Raw genomic sequence first — 18,996 nt, 5'->3', positions numbered from 1 at the left:
TTGAAAGAGCGCTGCGTACGAGATTTATCGCCCCGAATTGCGCTGCTCCATCCCCCACCCGCGAGGGACGCTCAACGTAAAATGTGGCAAAAACCCGTACCCGCCGCAGCTTTCACGCGACTCGGCGGAGAACGAGCGACGCATTCGTCCCGCCGAAGCCGAACGAATTTGAGAGAGCGATATTGATATCACGCTTTTGTGCCTTGTGAGGCACAAGATCGATCGCCGTCTCAACTGACGGATTATCGAGATTGAGCGTCGGAGGAGCGATGTTATCGCGGATCGCGAGAACGGAGAATATCGCCTCGACCGCCCCGGCTGCCCCGAGCAGATGGCCGATGGCCGACTTCGTCGACGACATCGCAAGCCGGCCCGCGCTGTTGCCGAACAGCCGTTCAACAGCTTTGAGTTCAATCTCGTCGCCCATCGGCGTCGAGGTGCCGTGCGCGTTGACGTAGTCGATCTCGCTTGGTGCGACGCCTGCTCGCGCAAGCGCGGCCTTCATGCAGCGGTAGCCGCCGTCGCCGTCTTCAGCAGGCGCAGTGATGTGATAGGCGTCCGCTGACATGCCGTAACCGATCACCTCGGCGTAAATCTTTGCGCCGCGAGCCTTGGCGTGCTCGTAGCTTTCGAGAATGACGATCCCGGCGCCCTCGCCCATCACGAACCCGTCGCGGTCCTTGTCGTAAGGACGCGAGCCTCGTGTGGGATCATCGTTGAAGCCGGTCGAGAGCGCGCGGCAAGCGGCAAAGCCCGCCATCGCGATACGGCAGATCGGGCTCTCCGTTCCGCCGGCCACCATGACATCGGCATCGTCCAGCGCAATGATCCGCGCAGCGTCGCCGATCGCATGCGTGCCGGTCGCGCAGGCCGTGACGACCGCGTTGTTCGGACCGCGCAAGTGATGCTTGATCGAAACGTAGCCGCCGGCAAGATTGATGAGGCGTCCCGGAATGAAGAACGGCGAGACGCGGCGCGGGCCCTTCTCCTTGAGCAGGATGGACGTATCCGCAATTCCAGATAACCCACCGATGCCCGAGCCGATGAGAACCCCAGCGCGCTCCTGCGCGTCGGACCTATCGAACTTCAAACCGGAATCCGCGATAGCCTGATCGGCAGCAGCGACCGCATAGATGATGAAATCATCGACCTTGCGCTGTTCTTTCGGCTCCATCCAATCATCGGGATTGAACTTGCCCTCTGACGTGGCGCCCCGCGGAATGAAGTTCGCGATCTGACATGTTATGTCGGAAACTTCGAATTCCTCGATACGCCGTGCACCGCTTTGGCCCGCGAGAAGGTTGGACCATGAGGCCTCGACACCGCATCCGACGGGAGTGACGAGACCCATTCCTGTAATGACGACACGGCGCATCGATTTTTTCTTATTTCCCGTTGCAGTGATTGCGAGCGGCGCTGGGCGCGTAGAGGGGGCCGGTTGCCCAGCCCCCTCTTAATTCTGCCCTTAGACGCAATTGCGCCAAGGGCGAAAAGGAACGGCGGCGCTTTTTAAGCGGCGCTTGCGTTCTTTTCGAGAAACTTGACGGCGTCGCCGACCGTCAGGATGTGCTCGGCAGCATCGTCCGGAATTTCGCAGCCGAATTCCTCTTCGAAAGCCATCACGAGCTCAACAGTATCCAAGCTGTCTGCACCAAGGTCGTCGATGAAGCTTGCATTGTCGGTGACCTTGTCGGCCTCGACCCCAAGATGCTCTACGACAATTTTCTTCACGCGCTCTGCGACATCGCTCATCGTCAATCCTCGTGTCTTTCTAATTTTTGGCGGCCTTTTATTGCTCGCCTGTTCGCCCTGCAGAACCCGCTATAAGCCGCATGACAGGATATCAACTTACGGGAAGTCTAGCCTGTTCGGATAGGGGTTCGCCCCGTTCAGAAGTCTTTTTTCGTTAGTCGCCGTAGCGTGAGTCTCACCGCTCGGCATCGTCCCTAACTTGCACGGCCCTGAGTTGTCCCCAGCTTCGCACAGTCCCGATGACGTGATCTCGACGTCTCAAAACCGTGGTGTCGTTAACACACTTCAGCACCAATGCAAAGCACGTGGTGACGCACCTTTCGGCATCAGAATGCCTGACCGGCTCAAGGCCAATAAATCAGGCATTCTGGGCGTTTACCAATGCCCAAGGCTGCATCAAACCATCGCCATGCCGCCGTTGATGTGGAGCGTTTGGCCGGTGATATAGCCACCTTCGTTCGAGGCGAGATATAAACAGCCTGCTGCCACGTCCAGCGGCTCGCCAAAGCGTTGCGCAGGAATGATTTGAGCGATCTCGCCCTTCTGCTTTTCAGTCAGAACATCCGTCATCGCCGTCTTGATAAAGCCGGGCGCGATGCAGTTTGCCGTGATCCCGCGTGACGCCACTTCACGTGCGAGCGATTTGGTCATGCCGATCATACCGGCTTTGGACGCTGCATAGTTGCCCTGTCCCGGATTGCCGAAAACGCCCGAAACCGATGCGATGTTGATGATGCGCCCGTATCCGGTCTTGGACCGCATCATGTGGCGCGAGGCGGCGCGGCAGAGCATGAACGTCGAGGTCAGGTTGACCGCGATGACGTCATCCCACTGATCGTCCTTCATCACCATGAAGAGATTATCCTTGGTGAGACCGGCGTTGTTGACCAGGATATCCAGCCGTCCGCCGAGCGCCTTGACCGCCTCGTCAACGAGCTTGCCAACGCTTGCACGATCGGCGAGGTCGCACGGAACGACGTGAACCCGGTCACCGAGTTCTTTCGCCAAAGCGTCGAGTGCCTCGACCTTGCGTCCCGATATAGCGACGGAAGCGCCCGCCTTATGCAGCACGCGCGCGATCTCCGCGCCAAGTCCGCCGGTGGCGCCCGTCACGAGCGCAGTCTTGCCGGTCAAATCGAACATTCAGATCTCCTTATTGAGTGAGTGCGGCGATCGCCGCATCGATATCGGCCGGTGTCCCAACACTCATCGCGTTGGCACTTGGCGCTGTGCGTTTGACGAGTCCGGCCAGAACCTTGCCGGCGCCGATCTCGTAGAAATCCGTCACCCCGGCTGCAGCCATCGCAGCAACGCATTCGCGCCAGCGAACCGTGCCCGTAACCTGCTCGACGAGGCGCTTTTTTATGTCGTCCGGGTCGGAAATGGGCTCTGCCAGAACGTTCGCAACGACAGGCACCGCAGGAGCGAGAACCGTAACCGACGCCAAGGCTTCGGCCATCGCATCGGCTGCAGGTTGCATAAGCTTGCAATGGAACGGCGCGGACACCGGAAGCGGCACCGCTCGCCGGACGCCGAACGCCTTCCCGATCTCCATCACGCGGTCGATCGCCGTCTTATGGCCGGAGAGCACGACCTGGGTCGGCTCGTTGTCGTTGGCGACCTGGCAAACGTCGCCCTGGGCGGCCTCGGCCGCAACTTTCTCGGCCACATCGACCCCGACGCCGAGGAGGGCCGCCATCGCACCGACACCGACCGGCACGGCCTTCTGCATCGCCTGCCCGCGAAGCCTCAAGAGACGCGCCGCGTCTCCAACGGAGAACGCCCCGGCGGCAGTAAGTGCCGACCACTCGCCGAGCGAATGACCAGCGACGAATTTCACATGATCCGCGAGAGAAAAGCCCTTTTCCTTCTCGAGAACGCGCATCACCGCGACCGAGACGGCCATCAACGCCGGTTGCGCGTTTTCCGTCAGCGTGAGGGTTTCCTTCGGCCCCTCCCAGATGATCGCCGACAGCTTTTCACCCAGCGCATCGTCAACCTCGTCGAATACCGCACGCGCCGACGGAAAAGCATCCGCCAGTGCCTTGCCCATGCCGACGTCCTGGCTGCCCTGCCCTGGAAAAACGAATGCGCGTGCCATCGTTTGGAAAAATACCTTGTGCTGGATTGCCGGGAAGCCTCCCCCCGCGGCGCGATTTGGCGGCCTTAGTCCACCTGAGCCATCCCGGTGTCAAGAGACGCAGGGGATAGACCAGCCCCCCACGCGGGCGGCGGCCGGCTCTCCGCAGGAGAGTCACCGGGCGCAAACAAAAAAGCTAGACCGGCTCACGCAGCAAACCATCCAGATCCAAGGCCCGGGTGAACATCGCGATATTCCCGGCAGTGTCGCGCGGCCACTCGGATTCCGGGCGGTCCCAATAGAGTTCCACCCCATTCCCGTCCGGATCATCGAGATAGAGAGCCTGGCTCACGCCATGATCACTGGCGCCGGTAAGCCGGACGCCCGCAGATATCAGCCGTCGCAACGCATCCGCGAGCGCTCCCCTCGTCGGGTAAAGAATGGCGACATGATAGAGACCGGTCGTACCCCGAGGCGGCGCGGTCCCCCCTCGGCTTTCCCAGGTATTGAGCCCGATGTGATGATGATATCCGCCCGCTGAAATGAAGGCCGCCTGGTTGCCTAAGCGCTGCGTCAGCTCGAAACCGAGCACGCCGCAGTAGAAATCAAGCGCGCGCTGAAGATCTGCGACCTTGAGATGGACGTGACCAATTCTGACGCCTTTATCGATCGGCGAAGGCGTAACAGCTGTCGTGCGAGGCTCGTCCATCACGGGTAACGCTCCCAAATTATCCTGAGCCAGGAAATGGGCGGTCTCCCAGCACAAGGCAAGGCTCGGCGCCCGTGCTCTACCAGCGCCAAAAAGAAAAGCGCCGCGAGAACGCGGCGCCCATGTGAAGGCGGATTGCGGAGTAGGTTTCGATCAGCCTTCGACGGTTTCGACTTCGCAAAGCTCTCCGTCGATCAGGTCGAAGAGAACGTCGGTGCCCGACGCTTCGGCCTGGGCCAGGGCTTCCACGAGGTCGTCATCGATTGGCGCGACCTTGAGGGCTGCGACATCCGATCCCCCGTTTTCCTGCATCGACGCCTCGCCTTCGCTCCTGGCGGTCGCCTCGTCGTCCTCGACCGCCCAGATCGTTTCTTCGGTATAGGCTGCAAACTTCATGTCTTATCGTCTCCCTTCACGCGCCGGGACCGTCCCCCGACACCGCATCTAGGCCATGATTCCAGCGCTTGGCGGGTGACAGTTACGCGGCTATTGAGCAGAAATAGACATGAGGCGCGGGACGCTGAGCGGGTTGCCCTCTGCCCAAATTCCTGTATAAGCCCGCTTTCCCGTCGGCAGGAGGCTGAACGGGGGCTTAGGTTGTACCAGCTGAATTGCCGGTCGAGCCCGAGGGGCGCTTCGCGCGCTGTCCCCCAGTGTCTTCTCCTATTTGGTACCAGATTGGCCTTTCTCGGCCTTTTGGGGCTTTGCGCCGGCGGAAAAGCTGACGTCGAAAGACGTTGAACTCAAACCGAAAGGCCAATCGTATGCCGCTCTATGAGCATACATTCCTGGCGCGCCAGGACATTACCCAGGCCCAAGTTGAAGCCCTCATGAAGGAATTCCAGGGCATCATCGAAGAAGGCCAGGGCAAGATCACCAAGCAGGAATACTGGGGTCTGAAGAACCTCGCGTTCAAGATCAAGAAGAACCGCAAGGCGCACTACGCCTTCTTCAACATCGATTCCCCGCCTGCAGCGGTCGCTGAAATGGAGCGGCGCATGGGCATCAACACGGACGTCATGCGTTTCATGACCGTCCGCGTCGAAGAGCTCGAGACCGAGCCGAGCATCCAGATGCGCAAGCAGGATCGCGACGAGCGCGGTGATCGCGATCGTGGCTTCGGCGGCCCCGGTGGCGGCCGTGGCGGCCCGCCCCGCGGTGATCGCGGATTCGGTGGCGGCGGTCGCGAAGGCGGCTCCACATTCCGGTCGCGTCCTCCCCGTGAAGGCGGCGGCCCCCCGCGTGACGGCGACCGCGGTCCCCGTCCCCCGCGTGAAGGCGAAGCGCCCCGCGCACCCCGTCGTGATTCCACACCTGGCTCGGAGGGCTAACCAATGGCTGAAATCGCCTCTTCAGGCGGCGGAGCCCGCCGTCCGTTCCAACGTCGCCGCAAGACCTGCCCGTTCTCGGGCGCCGGCGCACCGAAGATCGATTACAAGGACGTCCGTACGCTCGGCCGTTACATTTCCGAGCGCGGCAAGATCGTTCCGAGCCGCATCACGGCCGTCTCGGCGAAGAAGCAACGCGAGCTGGCACGCGCCATCAAGCGCGCACGCTTCCTCGGCCTGCTGCCTTACGTGATCAAGTAATACCGAAGGCGGAGCGGCCAATGTCGCTCCGCCTCTCTCTCTTCCAATACGTTGGGTCGGAACGGGAAACCGGATCTGGCTCTAACCGCACAGATCGCGGGACAGCAAACGAATGCAGTCGAAAGCTTTCATACTCGCCCTCGCCGCCGGGTTGATCTCGGCGGTGGTCTTCGCGTCTGCGACGACCGGCGCTTTCCTGCTCCGCATCATTCTCTTTCTGCTGACGCCGCTCCCGATCTATCTGGCGGGGCTGGGCCTCGGCGCGGCTGCGGCCGGCATCGCCGCGATCACCGCGACCGCTATCGTATTGTTGATCGCCAATCCGCTCGCAGCCCTCGTCTACGCCATCAGCACGGCGGCTCCTGCAGTCGTCTGCACGCGTCTCGCACTCCTCAGCCGCATCGAGGGAGACGAACGCGAATGGTATCCGATCGGCCGCGTTGTCGTTGCCGCCGCGATTTTCTCGGCTGTCTTTGCGATGCTCGCACTGATGCTGATGGGCGGCGACATCGAAACGCTGACGAAGTTGTTGCGCACCGTCGTCGAGAATTTCGTCAAGACCGACCTCGCGCAGGTCCCGGGCGCTCCCGCGATCGGCCCGAGCGAGATCGATTCCATCACGCGCTCGACGCTGTCATCGTTGCCCTGGGCGCTGGGTCTTCTCTCCATGGGAACGATCCTGTTCAATCTGTGGATCGCCGGACGGATTACGGTCGCCTCGGGGCGCCTTCAGCGTCCATGGCCGGATCTCGCGTCATTCGCGATGCCGGCGAGTGCGGTGTTCGTACTGCTGATCGCGATCGCACTATCGTTCGCCGATGGGATCGCGGGACTGTTCGCTGCGGCGGTCGCCGCGCCTTTTACGTTCGCATTTGCTCTCGTCGGCTTGGCAGTCGTTCATTCACTGACGCGCGGCTCGCCATGGCGGACGTTCATCCTGACCGCTCTCTACACCGGCCTGGTGTTCCTCCCCTATATCGGCCTGCTCCTCGCAGTCACCGGATTGGCGGAAACCGTCTTTCACTATCGAACGGCCGGCCGGCCACCTGAAACACCATCGACCTGACAATTCGACTTCAACGCATCCAACAGGAGCTTCAAACCATGCAAGTCATTCTCCTCCAGCGTATCGGCCGCCTCGGCCAGATGGGCGACATCGTCAACGTCAAGAACGGCTACGCTCGCAACTACCTTCTGCCCCAGAAGAAGGCGCTCCGCGCTACTGAGGACAACAAGAAAGTGTTCGACGGCCGCCGCGCACAGCTCGAAGCCGATAACCTCGCACACAAATCGGAAGCCGAAGCCGTTTCGGCCAAGCTGCAGGGCCAGACGTTCGTGCTCATCCGCGCGGCCGGCGATACGGGCCAACTCTACGGTTCGGTCTCGACACGCGACATCGCGGCCGTGATCACCGAAGGCGGCTTCACCGTCGATCGCAACCAGGTCGTCCTCGACAAGCCGATCAAGGCGCTCGGCGTAACGCCCGCCAGAGTTCAGCTGCATCCGGAAGTCGTCGCCTCGATCAATCTGAACATCGCTCGTTCGCAGGACGAAGCCGACAAGCAGGCCCGCGGCGAAAACGTTGCGGTCGTGAAGGAAGAAGCGCTCGAGCTCGAAACCTTCAATCCCGACTCGGCATTCGAAGGTGGCGCTGGCCCGGACGACGAATCAGTCTGAGCGCAGACGCATAAACACTGGGTTGCTTGGTCGTGGCGCAATTCCCACGGCCAAGCACTTCCCGAGCGCCATGTTGATAACGGGGATGCTTTACGGGTTGCATGTCCCCAAGTCACGAACACGACGCGGAATCTGCTAAGCCTCCCCGCATGGCAAATCCCGCATTCCTCCACACCGAGAAGCTGAAGCAAGTATCCTCGGCGGACGAGGCGCTGACCTTCCGTCAACCGCCTCACAATCTCGAAGCCGAACAGGCGCTTCTGGGTGCAATCCTCGTGAACAACGAGGCGCTCGACCGCGTTTCCGGCTTTCTGTCTCCCGAACATTTCTTCGATCCGCTCCACGGGCGAATCTACGAAACGCTGGCGACGCTCATTCATGCCGGCAAGACGGCGACGCCGATCACCGTCAAAACATTCTTCGAGAATGTCGAGCCGATCGACGCGAACATGACCGTGCCGCAATACCTCGGCCGTCTCGCAGCCAACGCAACGACGATCATCAACGCCGCCGAGTACGGCCGCACGATCTACGATCTCTCGACACGCCGGTCGTTGATCATCATCGGCGAAGATCTTGTCAACACAGCCTACGACAGCGCCGTCGACCACCCGCCCCGGTCACAGATCGAGGAAGCGGAAAGCCGCCTCTACTCGCTCGCCGAGCAGAACAAGTACGGCAAAGGATTCGAGTCGTTCAAGTCCGCGCTGATCACCGCCGTCGAGATGGCGAACAGTGCGTTCCAGCGTGCGGGACATCTATCGGGCGCATCGACCGGCCTCTCCGATCTCGACAACAAGCTCGGCGGATTGCAGCGGTCGGATCTCATCATCCTCGCGGGTCGTCCGTCGATGGGTAAGACCGCGCTCGTAACGAACATCGCCTACAACGTCGCCAAGGCCTATCGTGGCGAACGCCAAGCGGACGGCACGATGAAGACGGTGGACGGCGGCGTCGTCGGCTTCTTCTCGCTCGAAATGTCGTCCGAGCAGCTCGCCACGCGTATCCTTGCCGAGCAGGCGGAAATCAGCTCGGAAAAGATCCGCCGCGGCATGATCGACGAGAACGAATTCCGCAAGCTCTCCGAAGTCGCCTCCGAGATGTCGCGCATCCCGCTTTTCATCGATCAGACGGGCGGCATCACGATCGCGCAGCTTTCAGCGCGGGCGCGAAAGCTGAAGCGCCAGCACGGCCTCGATCTTCTCGTGGTCGACTACCTCCAGCTGCTTGCCGGATCGAAAGCGAGCAGCAGCGCCAACCGCGTGCAGGAAATCACCGAAATCACAACGGGTCTCAAGGCGCTCGCGAAAGAACTGGCCGTACCGATCATCGCGCTCTCGCAGCTTTCTCGTCAGGTTGAGCAACGCGAAGACAAGCGCCCACAGCTTTCCGATCTCCGTGAATCGGGCTCGATCGAGCAGGACGCCGACGTTGTGATGTTCGTGTTCCGCGAAGAATATTACGTCGAGCGCACGAAGCCTGCCGAAGGAACGCCCGAATTTGCCGATTGGATGACCAAGATGAGCCTGGTATCGGGCAAGGCCGAAGTCATTATCGGCAAGCAGCGCCACGGTCCCGTCGGAACCGTCGAACTGGCCTTCGAAGGCCAATACACGCGCTTTGGCAATTTGGCTCGGGACTATATGGTGCCCGAGCGTTAAGAGATCGGGTGGAAACGGCGAGATGACGGTCAATATGCGCATGCCGGAAAGCCTAGCCAGCGCCACCGGTACGATCACGGTTGATCTCGCGCAGATCGTGACGAACTGGCGGGCGCTCGCAAACAAGGTCGCGCCGGCCCAGTGCGCAGCCGTCGTGAAAGCCGATGCCTATGGCCTCGGGGCGGAGCGCGTCATCGCCGCGCTGGCGCGGGCGGGCTGCGGCGCCTTTTTCATTGCGACGCCCGACGAAGCCGAACTCGCGCGCAAGATAGCGCCGCAAGCCTGCATCTACGCTTTGGATGGCCTCGTCGGAAATTCCGCTGCCGCTTTCGACCGGCTCTCAGTAACGCCAGTCCTGTCGACCCTCGATGACGTCGTCGCCTGGTCCGCATTGAGCCGGGCCCGCGGCGCGAAATTGCCTGCGGCCATCCACATCGATACTGGCCTCAACCGGCTAGGGCTCCCTCTGCGCGACGTTCGTCGCCTTGCAGCCGAACCAACCATGATGTCCGGCGTCGAACTCAAGCTCGTGATGAGCCATCTCGCCTCCGCCGACAATCCGCGCGATCCGAAAAATCGCGACCAGCTTCTGGCTTTCGAAACGCTCTCGGCACTGTTCCCCGGCGTTCCGCGAAGTCTCGCCGCATCCGACGGACTGATGCTCGGGCCCGACTTTCATTTCGATCTCGTGAGGCCCGGTTACGCGCTCTACGGCGGGCAGGCATCGCAAACCTCGCCTGCTCCCGTGAAGCCGGCGGTGACGGTCGCAGCCCGCATTCTCGCCGTCGCCGATGTCGTTCCCGGCGAGACCGTCGGTTACTCGGCGACATGGCGCGCGAGACGCGCGAGCCGGATTGCGACGATCGCTGCGGGTTACGCCGACGGGATACCGCGCAGCGCCAGCGCTCCCGACGGCCGGCCCGGCGGCCACGTTCTCATCAGTGGCCATCTCGCACCCATTGTCGGGCGCGTTTCGATGGACCTCATCACCGTCGATGTCACCGATCTACCTGAAGGCGCCGCAATGCCCGGCGAATTCGCCAAGCTCATCGCCGAGGGGCTGACGATCGAAGACGCGGGCTTCGCTGCAGGCACGATCGGCTATGAGATCCTGACGCGGCTCGGGCATCGCTTCTCGCGTCTCTACCTCGACGACAACCCGTAGCAACATGGCCAAAGCCTCTCGATCGTCCCTCTACGTCTGCCAGTCGTGCGGCGCGACCTCAACGCGCTGGGCGGGCAAATGCACCGCTTGCGGCGAGTGGAACGCGCTCGTCGAAGAGACGGACGCCGGGCCGCCGCCCGGCGCCGGCGTCACGCGACAAAGCAAGGGACGCGTCGTAAAGCTCGAGACGCTCAAAGGCGATGCTGAGGAAGCGCCGCGCTTCTCGACCGGGATCGCGGAACTCGATCGCGTGACCGGCGGTGGCGTGGTGCCGGGTTCCGCGATCCTGATCGGTGGCGAACCGGGAATCGGAAAGTCGACGCTTTTGCTTCAGGTCGCAGCCCACGTGGCGCGGCGTGGCGGACGCGCAGTCTATTTCTCCGGCGAAGAAGCTGTCGCGCAGGTCCGACTGCGCGCTGGGCGATTGGGTCTTGCCGACGCTCAAGTCGGGCTCGCATCCGAAACCAATCTCTCGAATATCCTGGCGACGCTCGGAGAGGACCGGCCGCCCGATCTCATCATCATCGATTCGATTCAGACGCTCTGGGCGGACACACTCGACGCGGCGCCGGGCACGGTGAGCCAAGTGCGCGCTGCGGCTCTCTCCCTCATCCGCTATGCGAAGATGGCGGGCGCCGCCCTCCTCCTCGTCGGCCATGTCACCAAGGATGGCCAGATCGCCGGTCCAAAGGTCATCGAGCACATGGTCGACACCGTGTTGTACTTCGAAGGTGATCGTGGCCTCACCTATCGTATCCTTCGCGCCGTCAAAAACCGCTTCGGGCCGAGTGACGAAATCGGCGTCTTCGAGATGGTCAGCGGCGGTCTGCAGGAAGTCGTCAACCCGTCCGAGCTGTTCCTGGGCGACCGCGACAGCCGCAGCCCCGGAGCCTCGATCTTTGCAGGCGTCGAAGGTACCCGCCCCCTGCTCGTCGAAATTCAGGCGCTTGTCGCACCCTCGGGGCTTGGAACCCCGCGCCGGGCCGTTGTCGGCTGGGACAGCAACCGCCTTGCCATGCTGCTGGCGGTGCTCGACGCCCGCTGCGGCGTCTCATTCAGCAGCCACGACGTCTATCTGAACGTCGCCGGAGGCCTCAAAATCACTGAGCCCGCGGGGGATTTGGCAGCGGCTGCGGCGCTTCTGTCGTCGCTTTCGGGCGTCGTCCTTCCCCGCGACGCCGTGTATTTCGGCGAAGTTTCCTTATCCGGCGCCGTCCGCGCCGCCACCATGATGACCTCGCGGCTGAAAGAAGCCTCAAAACTCGGATTTGGACGCGCATTTCTGCCCGAGAGTGGCGAGATCGATGTTCAGGGGATGAAGTTGTCGCTTTCTCGCATCTCGCATCTCAAGTCGCTTGCAGAGGCAATGACGCCATGCGACTGAATTTGCGAGCGAGTCTGACGCTCGGGGAGCTGTCGATCAGAGAGGGATTCCGGCCATGATCGGTCCGTTCACCTACTTGGACTTGGCGTTGATCGCCGTTGCGTTCATTTCCGGTCTTTTAGCGATGTACCGGGGGTTCGCCCGCGAACTTCTTTCAATCGTGTCGTGGATCGCCGCAGCCGGCGTCGGCTACTGGATCTTCGCGACCAAGAAGGAAATGACCGCGGATATCGCGGCACAAACGAGCCTTCCGCCTCAAATTGCGACAGTGGCCGTGGCGGTCGTGGTTGCATTGATCGTATTGATCATCGTGCACCTGATCACGGCGCGCATATCAGACGCGATTCTCGACTCGCAGGTCGGCATGATCGACCGCGTTCTCGGCTTCGTCTTCGGCGTGCTCCGCGGGTTCCTGCTCTTCGTTATCCCTTATATGGCGTATGAGGCATTTATCTCGCCGGACAAGGAAAAGCAGCATCCCCTGGTTCGCGACGCCTATTTTCGCGACTACGTGAAATCGACGGGCGAAGCGATCCGGAACGTGCTCCTCCAGGTTATTCCACAGCCTTCGACGACGCCGCCACCGCCTTCGCCGAACGAACAGCCTGGACAACAAGGCTTTAATGAACAAAAGGGTCGTTCAGTCGCGCTGGTCATTGGCGGCAAGCGGTACTATATGACCGTCGCGTGACGACCGGGCGTCGAACATAGCGGATGGTTCGAAGGTTAACCGGCGTATCGGGCGAAGCAGGCCAGCTCAATCGCGGGAGGGTGCCTATGGCACAACAAGGCGGCGTGACCACAATCGACGGTCTGACCTTTACCCGCTATGGCGATGATCGCCTCCGGGAAGAATGCGGCGTATTCGGAATATTCGATCATCCCGATGCCGCAGCCATAACGGCGCTGGGCCTCCACGCACTCCAGCACCGCGGCCAGGAAGCAGCAGGCATCTGCTCCTACGACGGCCGCAACTTTCACTCCGAGCGCCGCATGGGCCTCGTCGGTGATAACTTCTCCAAGCCAGACGTTCTTGCCCGCCTCAAAGGCCGAATGGCCATAGGGCACGATCGATACTCCACGACGGGCGAAGCCCTCATCCGAAACGTTCAACCACTCTTCGCAGATATTGATACCGGCGGTTTTGCCGTCGCCCACAACGGCAACCTCACGAACGCTCTGACGCTACGGCGCGAGCTGATCTCCTCAGGCGCCATCTGCCAGTCGACCTCCGACACCGAAGTCATCCTTCATCTCCTCTCCCGATCGAAGAAGCGCCGCATCGTCGAACGCCTGGTCGATGCAATCCGCCAGATCGAAGGCTCATACGCTCTCGTCTGCCTGACCAACGATATGATGATCGGCGTACGCGATCCGATCGGCATCCGGCCCCTGGTCATCGGCCGCCTCGGCACATCCTACGTTCTCGCTTCCGAGACGTGCGCACTCGACATGGTCGGCGCCGAATTTTTGCGCGAGGTCGATAACGGCGAAGTCGTCGTCATCACTGACGAAGGTCTCGAGAGCCACCGGCCCTTCCCGATCCGCCCGGCGCGGCCGTGCATCTTCGAATATATCTACTTCGCGCGGCCGGATTCTATCGTCGGCGGCCAGACCGTTTATGACATCCGGAAACGGATGGGCGTCGAATTGGCCCGGGAAGCGCCGGTCGGCGCCGATGTCATCGTCCCCATTCCAGACTCAGGCGTGCCCGCCGCTATCGGCTTCAGCCAGCAGAGCGGCATTCCCTTCGAACTCGGCATCATCCGTAACCACTATGTCGGCCGCACCTTCATCGAACCGGAGCAGCGCATCCGCCAGCTCGGCGTCAAGCTGAAGCATTCGGCGAATTCCGGAGTGATCCGCAACAACCGCGTGGTCCTGATCGATGACAGCGTCGTCCGCGGCACGACATCGAAAAAGATCGTGCAGCTGATCCGCGATGCGGGCGCCGCCGAAGTCCATATGCGTATTTCCTCGCCCCCGATCACGCACCCCGATTTCTACGGCATCGACACGCCGAGCAAAAAGGATCTGCTCGCGGCCAACATGACGCTCGAGGAAATGCGGGAATACATGGGCGCCGACAGCTTGGCGTTCCTCTCGGTTGACGGCATCTACCGCGCTATCGGCCTCGATCGCCGCGACGACCGCGCACCGCAGTTCACCGACCACTGTTTCACCGGCGATTACCCGACGAACCTGACCGATTACGGCGGCGAGGCGGTGCCCCGTCAGCTTTCCCTCTTGGCCGAAGTGGGCTGACCCAGGCCCTTAACCGGCCGCCTCTTAGATTCGTAAGTGACACATGACCGACAGCCCTCTTTCGGGTCGCATAGCTCTTGTGACGGGCGCCTCGCGCGGAATTGGTCGTGCTGTCGCGCTGGGCCTCGCGAAAGCCGGCGCGCACGTCATCATCGCCGCCCGCTCCGTCGGAGCGCTCGAATCCCTCGATGATGAAATTCAAGCGATCGGCGGCGCCGCGACCCTCCTCCAGCTCGATCTGAAAAAGGGCGACCGTGTCGACCAGGTCGGCCCGACGATCTTTCAGCGCTGGCAGCGTCTCGACATCCTTGTGGCCAACGCCGGAATTCTTGGCCCCCTCTCCCCGCTTGGTCATACGACCGACGACGGCTTCGTCTCGACGATCGACATCAACCTCATTGCCAACTGGCGGCTGATACGCACGCTCGACCCGCTTCTGAAGCGCTCCGACGCCGGCAGAGCCATATTTGTGACATCGGGCGCGGCGAGCGGCAAATACGCCTACTGGGGCGCCTACGCGGCGTCCAAGGCAGGCCTCGAAGCCCTCGTCAAAACCTGGGCCGCGGAGCTTGTGAATACCCCCGTCAAGGCGAACCTCATCAACCCCGGTGCAACGCGCACGCACATGCGCGCCAAGGCGTTCCCGGGCGAAGATCCGGCAACGCTGACGCCGCCCGAAGCCCTCGCGCCCCTCTTCGTCGAACTTGCGTCGCCCACCTGCGAACGAAACGGCGAAACGGTGAATTTCCGTGAGTGGCGCGAACAGCAGGCCGCGAAGGAAGCCTCCCTCCCATCGGCGTCCGACGCCTGATTGTAACCCTCGGCGACAGTTTCACGTCACAAAGCCAACCCGCGCTCGCATGAGACCAGCCTCCGAAACAGCGTGCACGGCCATTCCCGCATAGCAGCGGAGAACTGCCGGCCCCGACCTCGCCTCAATACGGACACAACCTCGCGCGCTTTGACGATCGCGGCCGGGGGGCCGTTCTGGTCCAGCGGAAGCCGGCCAATGAGACTTGGGGAACACAACAGAATGCGCTTAACGAGAAGTCTTGTCTTGCCGCTCATTCTGGTGGGCAGCACGCAAACGGCTTTGGCCGATGCATCGATGGATCGTGTGCTCAAAGAACTGGAACCCGAAGAACGCGCCCATCAAGTCTGCAATTTGCGTGGACTGGATGCGGTCCGCAAAGGAAGCCACCTGAAGGGCGTCGATCGCGTCACGACCACGCTCCAGAAGCCCGCAATTTTCAAAAATAACGTCGTCATCGCCAAAGGCGGCGCGGTGCGTGCGAAAAATCACTGGTACTTTTTGGATTTCACCTGCGCGGTGAGCGCCGACCAGATGAAAGCGACCTCGTTCGATTACAAACTCGGCGGCGAAATACCCGAGAACAAATGGGAAGATTTCGGCCTCTGGAAATGAGGACGCACACGGACCAATCGGACGTCCGCGATCACAACGTCACGTGAACGAAATCATCATGCCGTCATATGCCGGCTCGACGCCCTCGGGCAGTTGCCGCACCAGGGTTTCATAGTCGAGCTCGCTCGTCATGTGCGTCAGGATCGTGCGCTTCGGTTTCAAGCGCTCAACCCACGCGAGAGCCTGCTTGACGCTGAAGTGACTCTCATGCGGCGTATGACGCAAGGCATCGACGATCCAAACGTCGAGCCCCTCGAGCAGCGGTATCGACTGAGGCGGAATGTCGTTGATGTCGGGCGAATACGCGAGGTTCGAGACGCGGTAACCGAGCGACTGGATCGATCCGTGGCACTGGATCACCGGTTGTGCCGAAATCGTGCCGCCGCCCCCCGCGATTGCAATCGGCTTGAGGCCGTCGATCTCATGGCCGTTGAGCATGGGCATATAGGGTGAGCCCGCCGGCGTTTCGAAGCAGTATTTGAAGCGTGTCTTCAGGCTCTCCCCGGTTTCCCTGTTGAAGTAGACGTCCACGCGCTTCTTCATCGCGAACGCAACCATGCGGAGGTCGTCGATGCCATGCGTATGGTCGGCATGATCGTGCGTGTACAAAACGCCGTCGAGGGCCGTCAGCCGGGTCGACAAAATCTGTTCTCGGAAATCGGGCGACGTATCGATCAGCACAGATGTTCGGCCGCCGGACCCCGTGCGCTCGATGAGCGCGGAACATCTCAGCCGCCGGTTTTTCGGATTGTCGGGATCGCATGAGCCCCAGTTCATTCCGATGCGCGGCACACCGCCCGACGACCCGCATCCCAATATCGTGCACCGGTAACTCATGCCGCGGCGGACCCGCCGGCTGCGGCTGGCGAAACCGGCCGCTTCGCTTTGCTGTAGAGCCTGAAGAAATTCTCAGTCGTCGCGCGTGCGATATCGTCGCCGGTGACGCCCTTGATGGACGCAAGAGCCGCAGCCGTGCGAACGACGAATGCAGGCTCGTTGCGCTTGCCGCGGAATGGCATGGGCGCCAGGAACGGCGCATCCGTTTCGACGAGAACGCGGTCCAGCGGCACATCGCGTGCGATCTCGCGTAACGCCTCTGAATTCTTGAAGGTGATCACGCCGCTGAACGACACGTAGAGTCCGAGGTCGAGTGCACGCATCGCGAGTTCTCGTCCCCCCGTGAAGCAATGGAGCACGGCCGGAAATGCGCCATTCGCATGTTCGGCCTCGAGAATGGCGATCGTGTCGGCGTCAGCTTCGCGCGTGTGAATTTCAAGCGGAAGCCCTGTTTCGCGCGCGGCCGCGATGTGGCGGCGAAAACCCTCCGCCTGCGCCTCGGGAGTCGAATGCTTGTAGTGATAATCAAGTCCGGCTTCGCCGATCGCGACGACTTTCGGATGCTTTGAGAGTTCGACGATCCGCTCGACAGGGATGTCGAGTTCCTCATGCGCGTTGTGCGGATGCGTGCCGACCGAGCAAAAGACATCGTCGAACCGTTCGGCGATGGCCTTCACATCATCGAACTTGCGAATGCGCGTCGAGATCGTCACGAGCGTGCCGACGCCGGCTTCGCGAGCACGCGCCACGACCTGATCGAGCTCCGGCGCGAACTCCGGAAAGTCGAGATGACAATGATGATCGACAAGCATCAGGTCTTTTACTCTCCAGAGGCTCGTGTCGGCGGTGCGGCGCGTTGTCCGCTCACTCGGGTTCCACGTAGCGCGGAAAAACGCCCTGCGGTTCGGGTATCCGCGCGCCCGGTTTCAAACGGCCCTTTTCGCCAAGGTACGCGAACGTTCGTTCGTCCTGCGAAATGCCGAGCAAATCGAGCAGCTTTGCAGCGCTTTCCGGCATCACCGGCTGAACGAGAATAGCGAACTGCCGGACAGCCTCCGCGGTCACGTACAGGATCGTCGCCATGCGCGCCGGGTCCGTCTTCTTTTTCGCCCACGGCTCTTCCGCCGCGAAATAGCGGTTGGCATCGGCTATCACGGCCCACACGGCATCGAGATACTTTGTGACCGCCTGCCGCTCCATTTCCGCACGCGCGATCACGTAAAGGCTATCCGTCGCCGACAGGATCGCTTGATCCGCCTCGCTGAGCTGCCCCGGAGCCGGAATAGCGCCGTCGCAGTTCTTGAAGATCATCGACAGCGAGCGCTGCGCGAGATTGCCGAGGTTGTTGGCGAGATCGGCATTGATGCGATTGACGATCACTTCCGACGAATAGTTTCCGTCCTGTCCGAACGCCACTTCACGCAGGAAGAAATAGCGCACGGCATCCCGTCCGTAGGCTTTCACGAGATCGAACGGATCGACGACGTTGCCGACCGACTTCGACATCTTCTCGCCGCGGCTGAACAAGAACCCGTGGGCGAAAACCCGCTTCGGAAGTTCGATGCCCGCCGACATCAGGAAGGCTGGCCAGTAGACACCGTGAAAACGCACGATGTCCTTGCCGATGACATGAACGTCGGCAGGCCAATACTTCCACTTGGCGCCTTCCGTATCGGGATAACCGGCCGCGGTAATGTAGTTCGTCAGCGCATCGACCCACACGTACATCACGTGCTTGTCGTCGCCCGGAACAGGAACGCCCCACTTCAGCGTCGAACGCGAAATAGAAAGATCCTTGAGACCGGATTTGACGAAGCTCGCGACTTCGTTTCGCCGCTCGACGGGGCCGACGAACTCGGGATTGTTTTCATAGAGCGCGAGAAGCTTGTCTTGATACGCCGACAAGCGGAAGAAATAGCTCTCTTCCTCGTTCCATTCGACCGGCGAACCGAGCGGCTCGCGGCGCACGCCGTCCTCGCCGACTGTCGTTTCCTTCTCGTCGAAATACGCTTCCTGGCGCACCGAATACCAGCCGCCGTAGCGCGCGAGATAGATGTCGCCGTTTGCCGCCATCCGCTCCCAAATGGCTTGGCAGGCCGCATAATGGCGCGGCTCCGTCGTGCGGATGAATTCATCGTTCGAGCCGCCGAGCGTTTCGATCATCGAGCGGAAGATTGCCGAATTCCGGTCCGCCAGCTCGATTGTCGGCACACCCTCTTTCTCGGCAGTCTGCTGCATCTTGAGGCCGTGCTCGTCGGTCCCCGAGAGAAAGAAGACGTCCTTCCCATCGAGGCGGGCAAACCGCGCCAGCGCATCGCTCGCGATCACCGTGTAGGCGTGACCGATATGCGGCTTTCCGTTGGGGTAAAAAATCGGCGTCGTGATGTAATATTTTTCCGCCACTCTCGGTATCTTTCGTTATCGCCGGTCGCAGGATACGGCCGCGCTCGC

General features: G+C 61.5%; 20 protein-coding genes. 11 read left to right on the top strand and 9 right to left on the bottom strand.

Annotated elements, in window-relative coordinates:
• Positions 1-112 precede the first annotated feature (112 nt).
• From fabF to AACL53_RS08450, 6 genes are all read right to left on the bottom strand, one after another.
• Complete coding sequence (fabF, locus tag AACL53_RS08475) at positions 113-1,375, bottom strand: beta-ketoacyl-ACP synthase II (protein ID WP_339084051.1); 1,263 nt, start codon at positions 1,373-1,375, stop codon at positions 113-115.
• Positions 1,376-1,509: 134 nt separating this feature from the next.
• Positions 1,510-1,752, bottom strand: coding sequence for an acyl carrier protein (locus AACL53_RS08470; RefSeq protein WP_013215676.1), 243 nt, complete (start codon positions 1,750-1,752; stop codon positions 1,510-1,512).
• Between the two features lie 396 nt (positions 1,753-2,148).
• The gene (gene fabG, locus AACL53_RS08465; RefSeq protein ID WP_092869513.1) at positions 2,149-2,895 is read right to left on the bottom strand and encodes a 3-oxoacyl-[acyl-carrier-protein] reductase; all 747 of its coding nucleotides are present in this window, start codon (positions 2,893-2,895) and stop codon (positions 2,149-2,151) included.
• 10 nt (positions 2,896-2,905) lie between these two features.
• Positions 2,906-3,853 carry an ACP S-malonyltransferase gene (fabD, locus tag AACL53_RS08460; protein WP_339084050.1) on the bottom strand — a complete coding sequence of 316 codons (948 nt, stop codon included), beginning with the start codon at positions 3,851-3,853 and terminating at the stop codon, positions 2,906-2,908.
• 175 nt (positions 3,854-4,028) lie between these two features.
• Positions 4,029-4,541 carry a VOC family protein gene (locus tag AACL53_RS08455; RefSeq protein WP_339084049.1) on the bottom strand — a complete coding sequence of 171 codons (513 nt, stop codon included), beginning with the start codon at positions 4,539-4,541 and terminating at the stop codon, positions 4,029-4,031.
• Between the two features lie 153 nt (positions 4,542-4,694).
• Complete coding sequence (locus AACL53_RS08450; RefSeq protein ID WP_339084048.1) at positions 4,695-4,937, bottom strand: hypothetical protein; 243 nt, start codon at positions 4,935-4,937, stop codon at positions 4,695-4,697.
• 368 nt (positions 4,938-5,305) lie between these two features.
• Here AACL53_RS08450 and rpsF point away from each other — a divergent pair, with 368 nt between their 5' ends.
• The 11 genes from rpsF (at position 5,306) to AACL53_RS08395 (ending at position 15,708) form a co-directional block, all read left to right on the top strand.
• The gene (gene rpsF / locus AACL53_RS08445; RefSeq protein ID WP_339086915.1) at positions 5,306-5,872 is read left to right on the top strand and encodes a 30S ribosomal protein S6; all 567 of its coding nucleotides are present in this window, start codon (positions 5,306-5,308) and stop codon (positions 5,870-5,872) included.
• 3 nt (positions 5,873-5,875) lie between these two features.
• Complete coding sequence (gene rpsR / locus AACL53_RS08440; protein ID WP_045836217.1) at positions 5,876-6,130, top strand: 30S ribosomal protein S18; 255 nt, start codon at positions 5,876-5,878, stop codon at positions 6,128-6,130.
• A gap of 112 nt (positions 6,131-6,242) precedes the next feature.
• Positions 6,243-7,196, top strand: coding sequence for a DUF2232 domain-containing protein (locus AACL53_RS08435; RefSeq protein ID WP_339084047.1), 954 nt, complete (start codon positions 6,243-6,245; stop codon positions 7,194-7,196).
• Between the two features lie 38 nt (positions 7,197-7,234).
• A complete protein-coding gene (gene rplI / locus AACL53_RS08430; RefSeq protein ID WP_339084046.1) occupies positions 7,235-7,807 on the top strand; it encodes a 50S ribosomal protein L9 in 573 nt (190 codons plus the stop codon).
• Between the two features lie 149 nt (positions 7,808-7,956).
• Positions 7,957-9,468: a replicative DNA helicase gene (locus AACL53_RS08425; protein WP_339084045.1), complete on the top strand. Its 1,512-nt coding sequence runs from the start codon at positions 7,957-7,959 to the stop codon at positions 9,466-9,468.
• A gap of 22 nt (positions 9,469-9,490) precedes the next feature.
• A complete protein-coding gene (gene alr / locus AACL53_RS08420) occupies positions 9,491-10,633 on the top strand; it encodes an alanine racemase (protein WP_339084044.1) in 1,143 nt (380 codons plus the stop codon).
• Positions 10,634-10,637: 4 nt separating this feature from the next.
• Complete coding sequence (radA, locus tag AACL53_RS08415; protein WP_339084043.1) at positions 10,638-12,017, top strand: DNA repair protein RadA; 1,380 nt, start codon at positions 10,638-10,640, stop codon at positions 12,015-12,017.
• A gap of 55 nt (positions 12,018-12,072) precedes the next feature.
• On the top strand, positions 12,073-12,708 hold the full coding sequence (locus AACL53_RS08410) for a CvpA family protein (RefSeq protein WP_339084042.1): 636 nt from the start codon (positions 12,073-12,075) through the stop codon (positions 12,706-12,708).
• Between the two features lie 86 nt (positions 12,709-12,794).
• A complete protein-coding gene (gene purF / locus AACL53_RS08405) occupies positions 12,795-14,282 on the top strand; it encodes an amidophosphoribosyltransferase (RefSeq protein ID WP_339084041.1) in 1,488 nt (495 codons plus the stop codon).
• Positions 14,283-14,325: 43 nt separating this feature from the next.
• Entirely contained in the window at positions 14,326-15,093 is a 768-nt protein-coding gene (locus AACL53_RS08400) for an SDR family NAD(P)-dependent oxidoreductase (protein ID WP_339084040.1), read from the top strand.
• 222 nt (positions 15,094-15,315) lie between these two features.
• Positions 15,316-15,708, top strand: a complete 393-nt coding sequence (locus AACL53_RS08395) for a DUF930 domain-containing protein (RefSeq protein ID WP_339084039.1) — start codon at positions 15,316-15,318, stop codon at positions 15,706-15,708.
• 39 nt (positions 15,709-15,747) lie between these two features.
• On the opposite strand, the gene AACL53_RS08390 is transcribed toward AACL53_RS08395, so the two are convergent.
• Genes AACL53_RS08390 through metG form a run of 3 tightly spaced genes read right to left on the bottom strand, consistent with a single transcriptional unit; the run spans position 15,748 to position 18,948 of the window.
• Positions 15,748-16,545, bottom strand: coding sequence for an MBL fold metallo-hydrolase (locus AACL53_RS08390; RefSeq protein ID WP_339084038.1), 798 nt, complete (start codon positions 16,543-16,545; stop codon positions 15,748-15,750).
• Entirely contained in the window at positions 16,542-17,357 is an 816-nt protein-coding gene (locus AACL53_RS08385) for a TatD family hydrolase (protein ID WP_339084037.1), read from the bottom strand. Before AACL53_RS08385 ends, AACL53_RS08390 begins: the two co-directional genes overlap by 4 nt.
• 52 nt (positions 17,358-17,409) lie before the next feature.
• Entirely contained in the window at positions 17,410-18,948 is a 1,539-nt protein-coding gene (metG, locus tag AACL53_RS08380; RefSeq protein ID WP_339084036.1) for a methionine--tRNA ligase, read from the bottom strand.
• Between the last annotated feature and the right edge of the window lie 48 nt (positions 18,949-18,996).

Origin of the sequence: Hyphomicrobium sp. ghe19 (assembly GCF_902712875.1) — a bacterium.
GTDB lineage: Bacteria > Pseudomonadota > Alphaproteobacteria > Rhizobiales > Hyphomicrobiaceae > Hyphomicrobium_B.
Note: the sequence above shows the minus strand (reverse complement) of the source record. Positions and strands in the feature narration are given on the sequence as shown.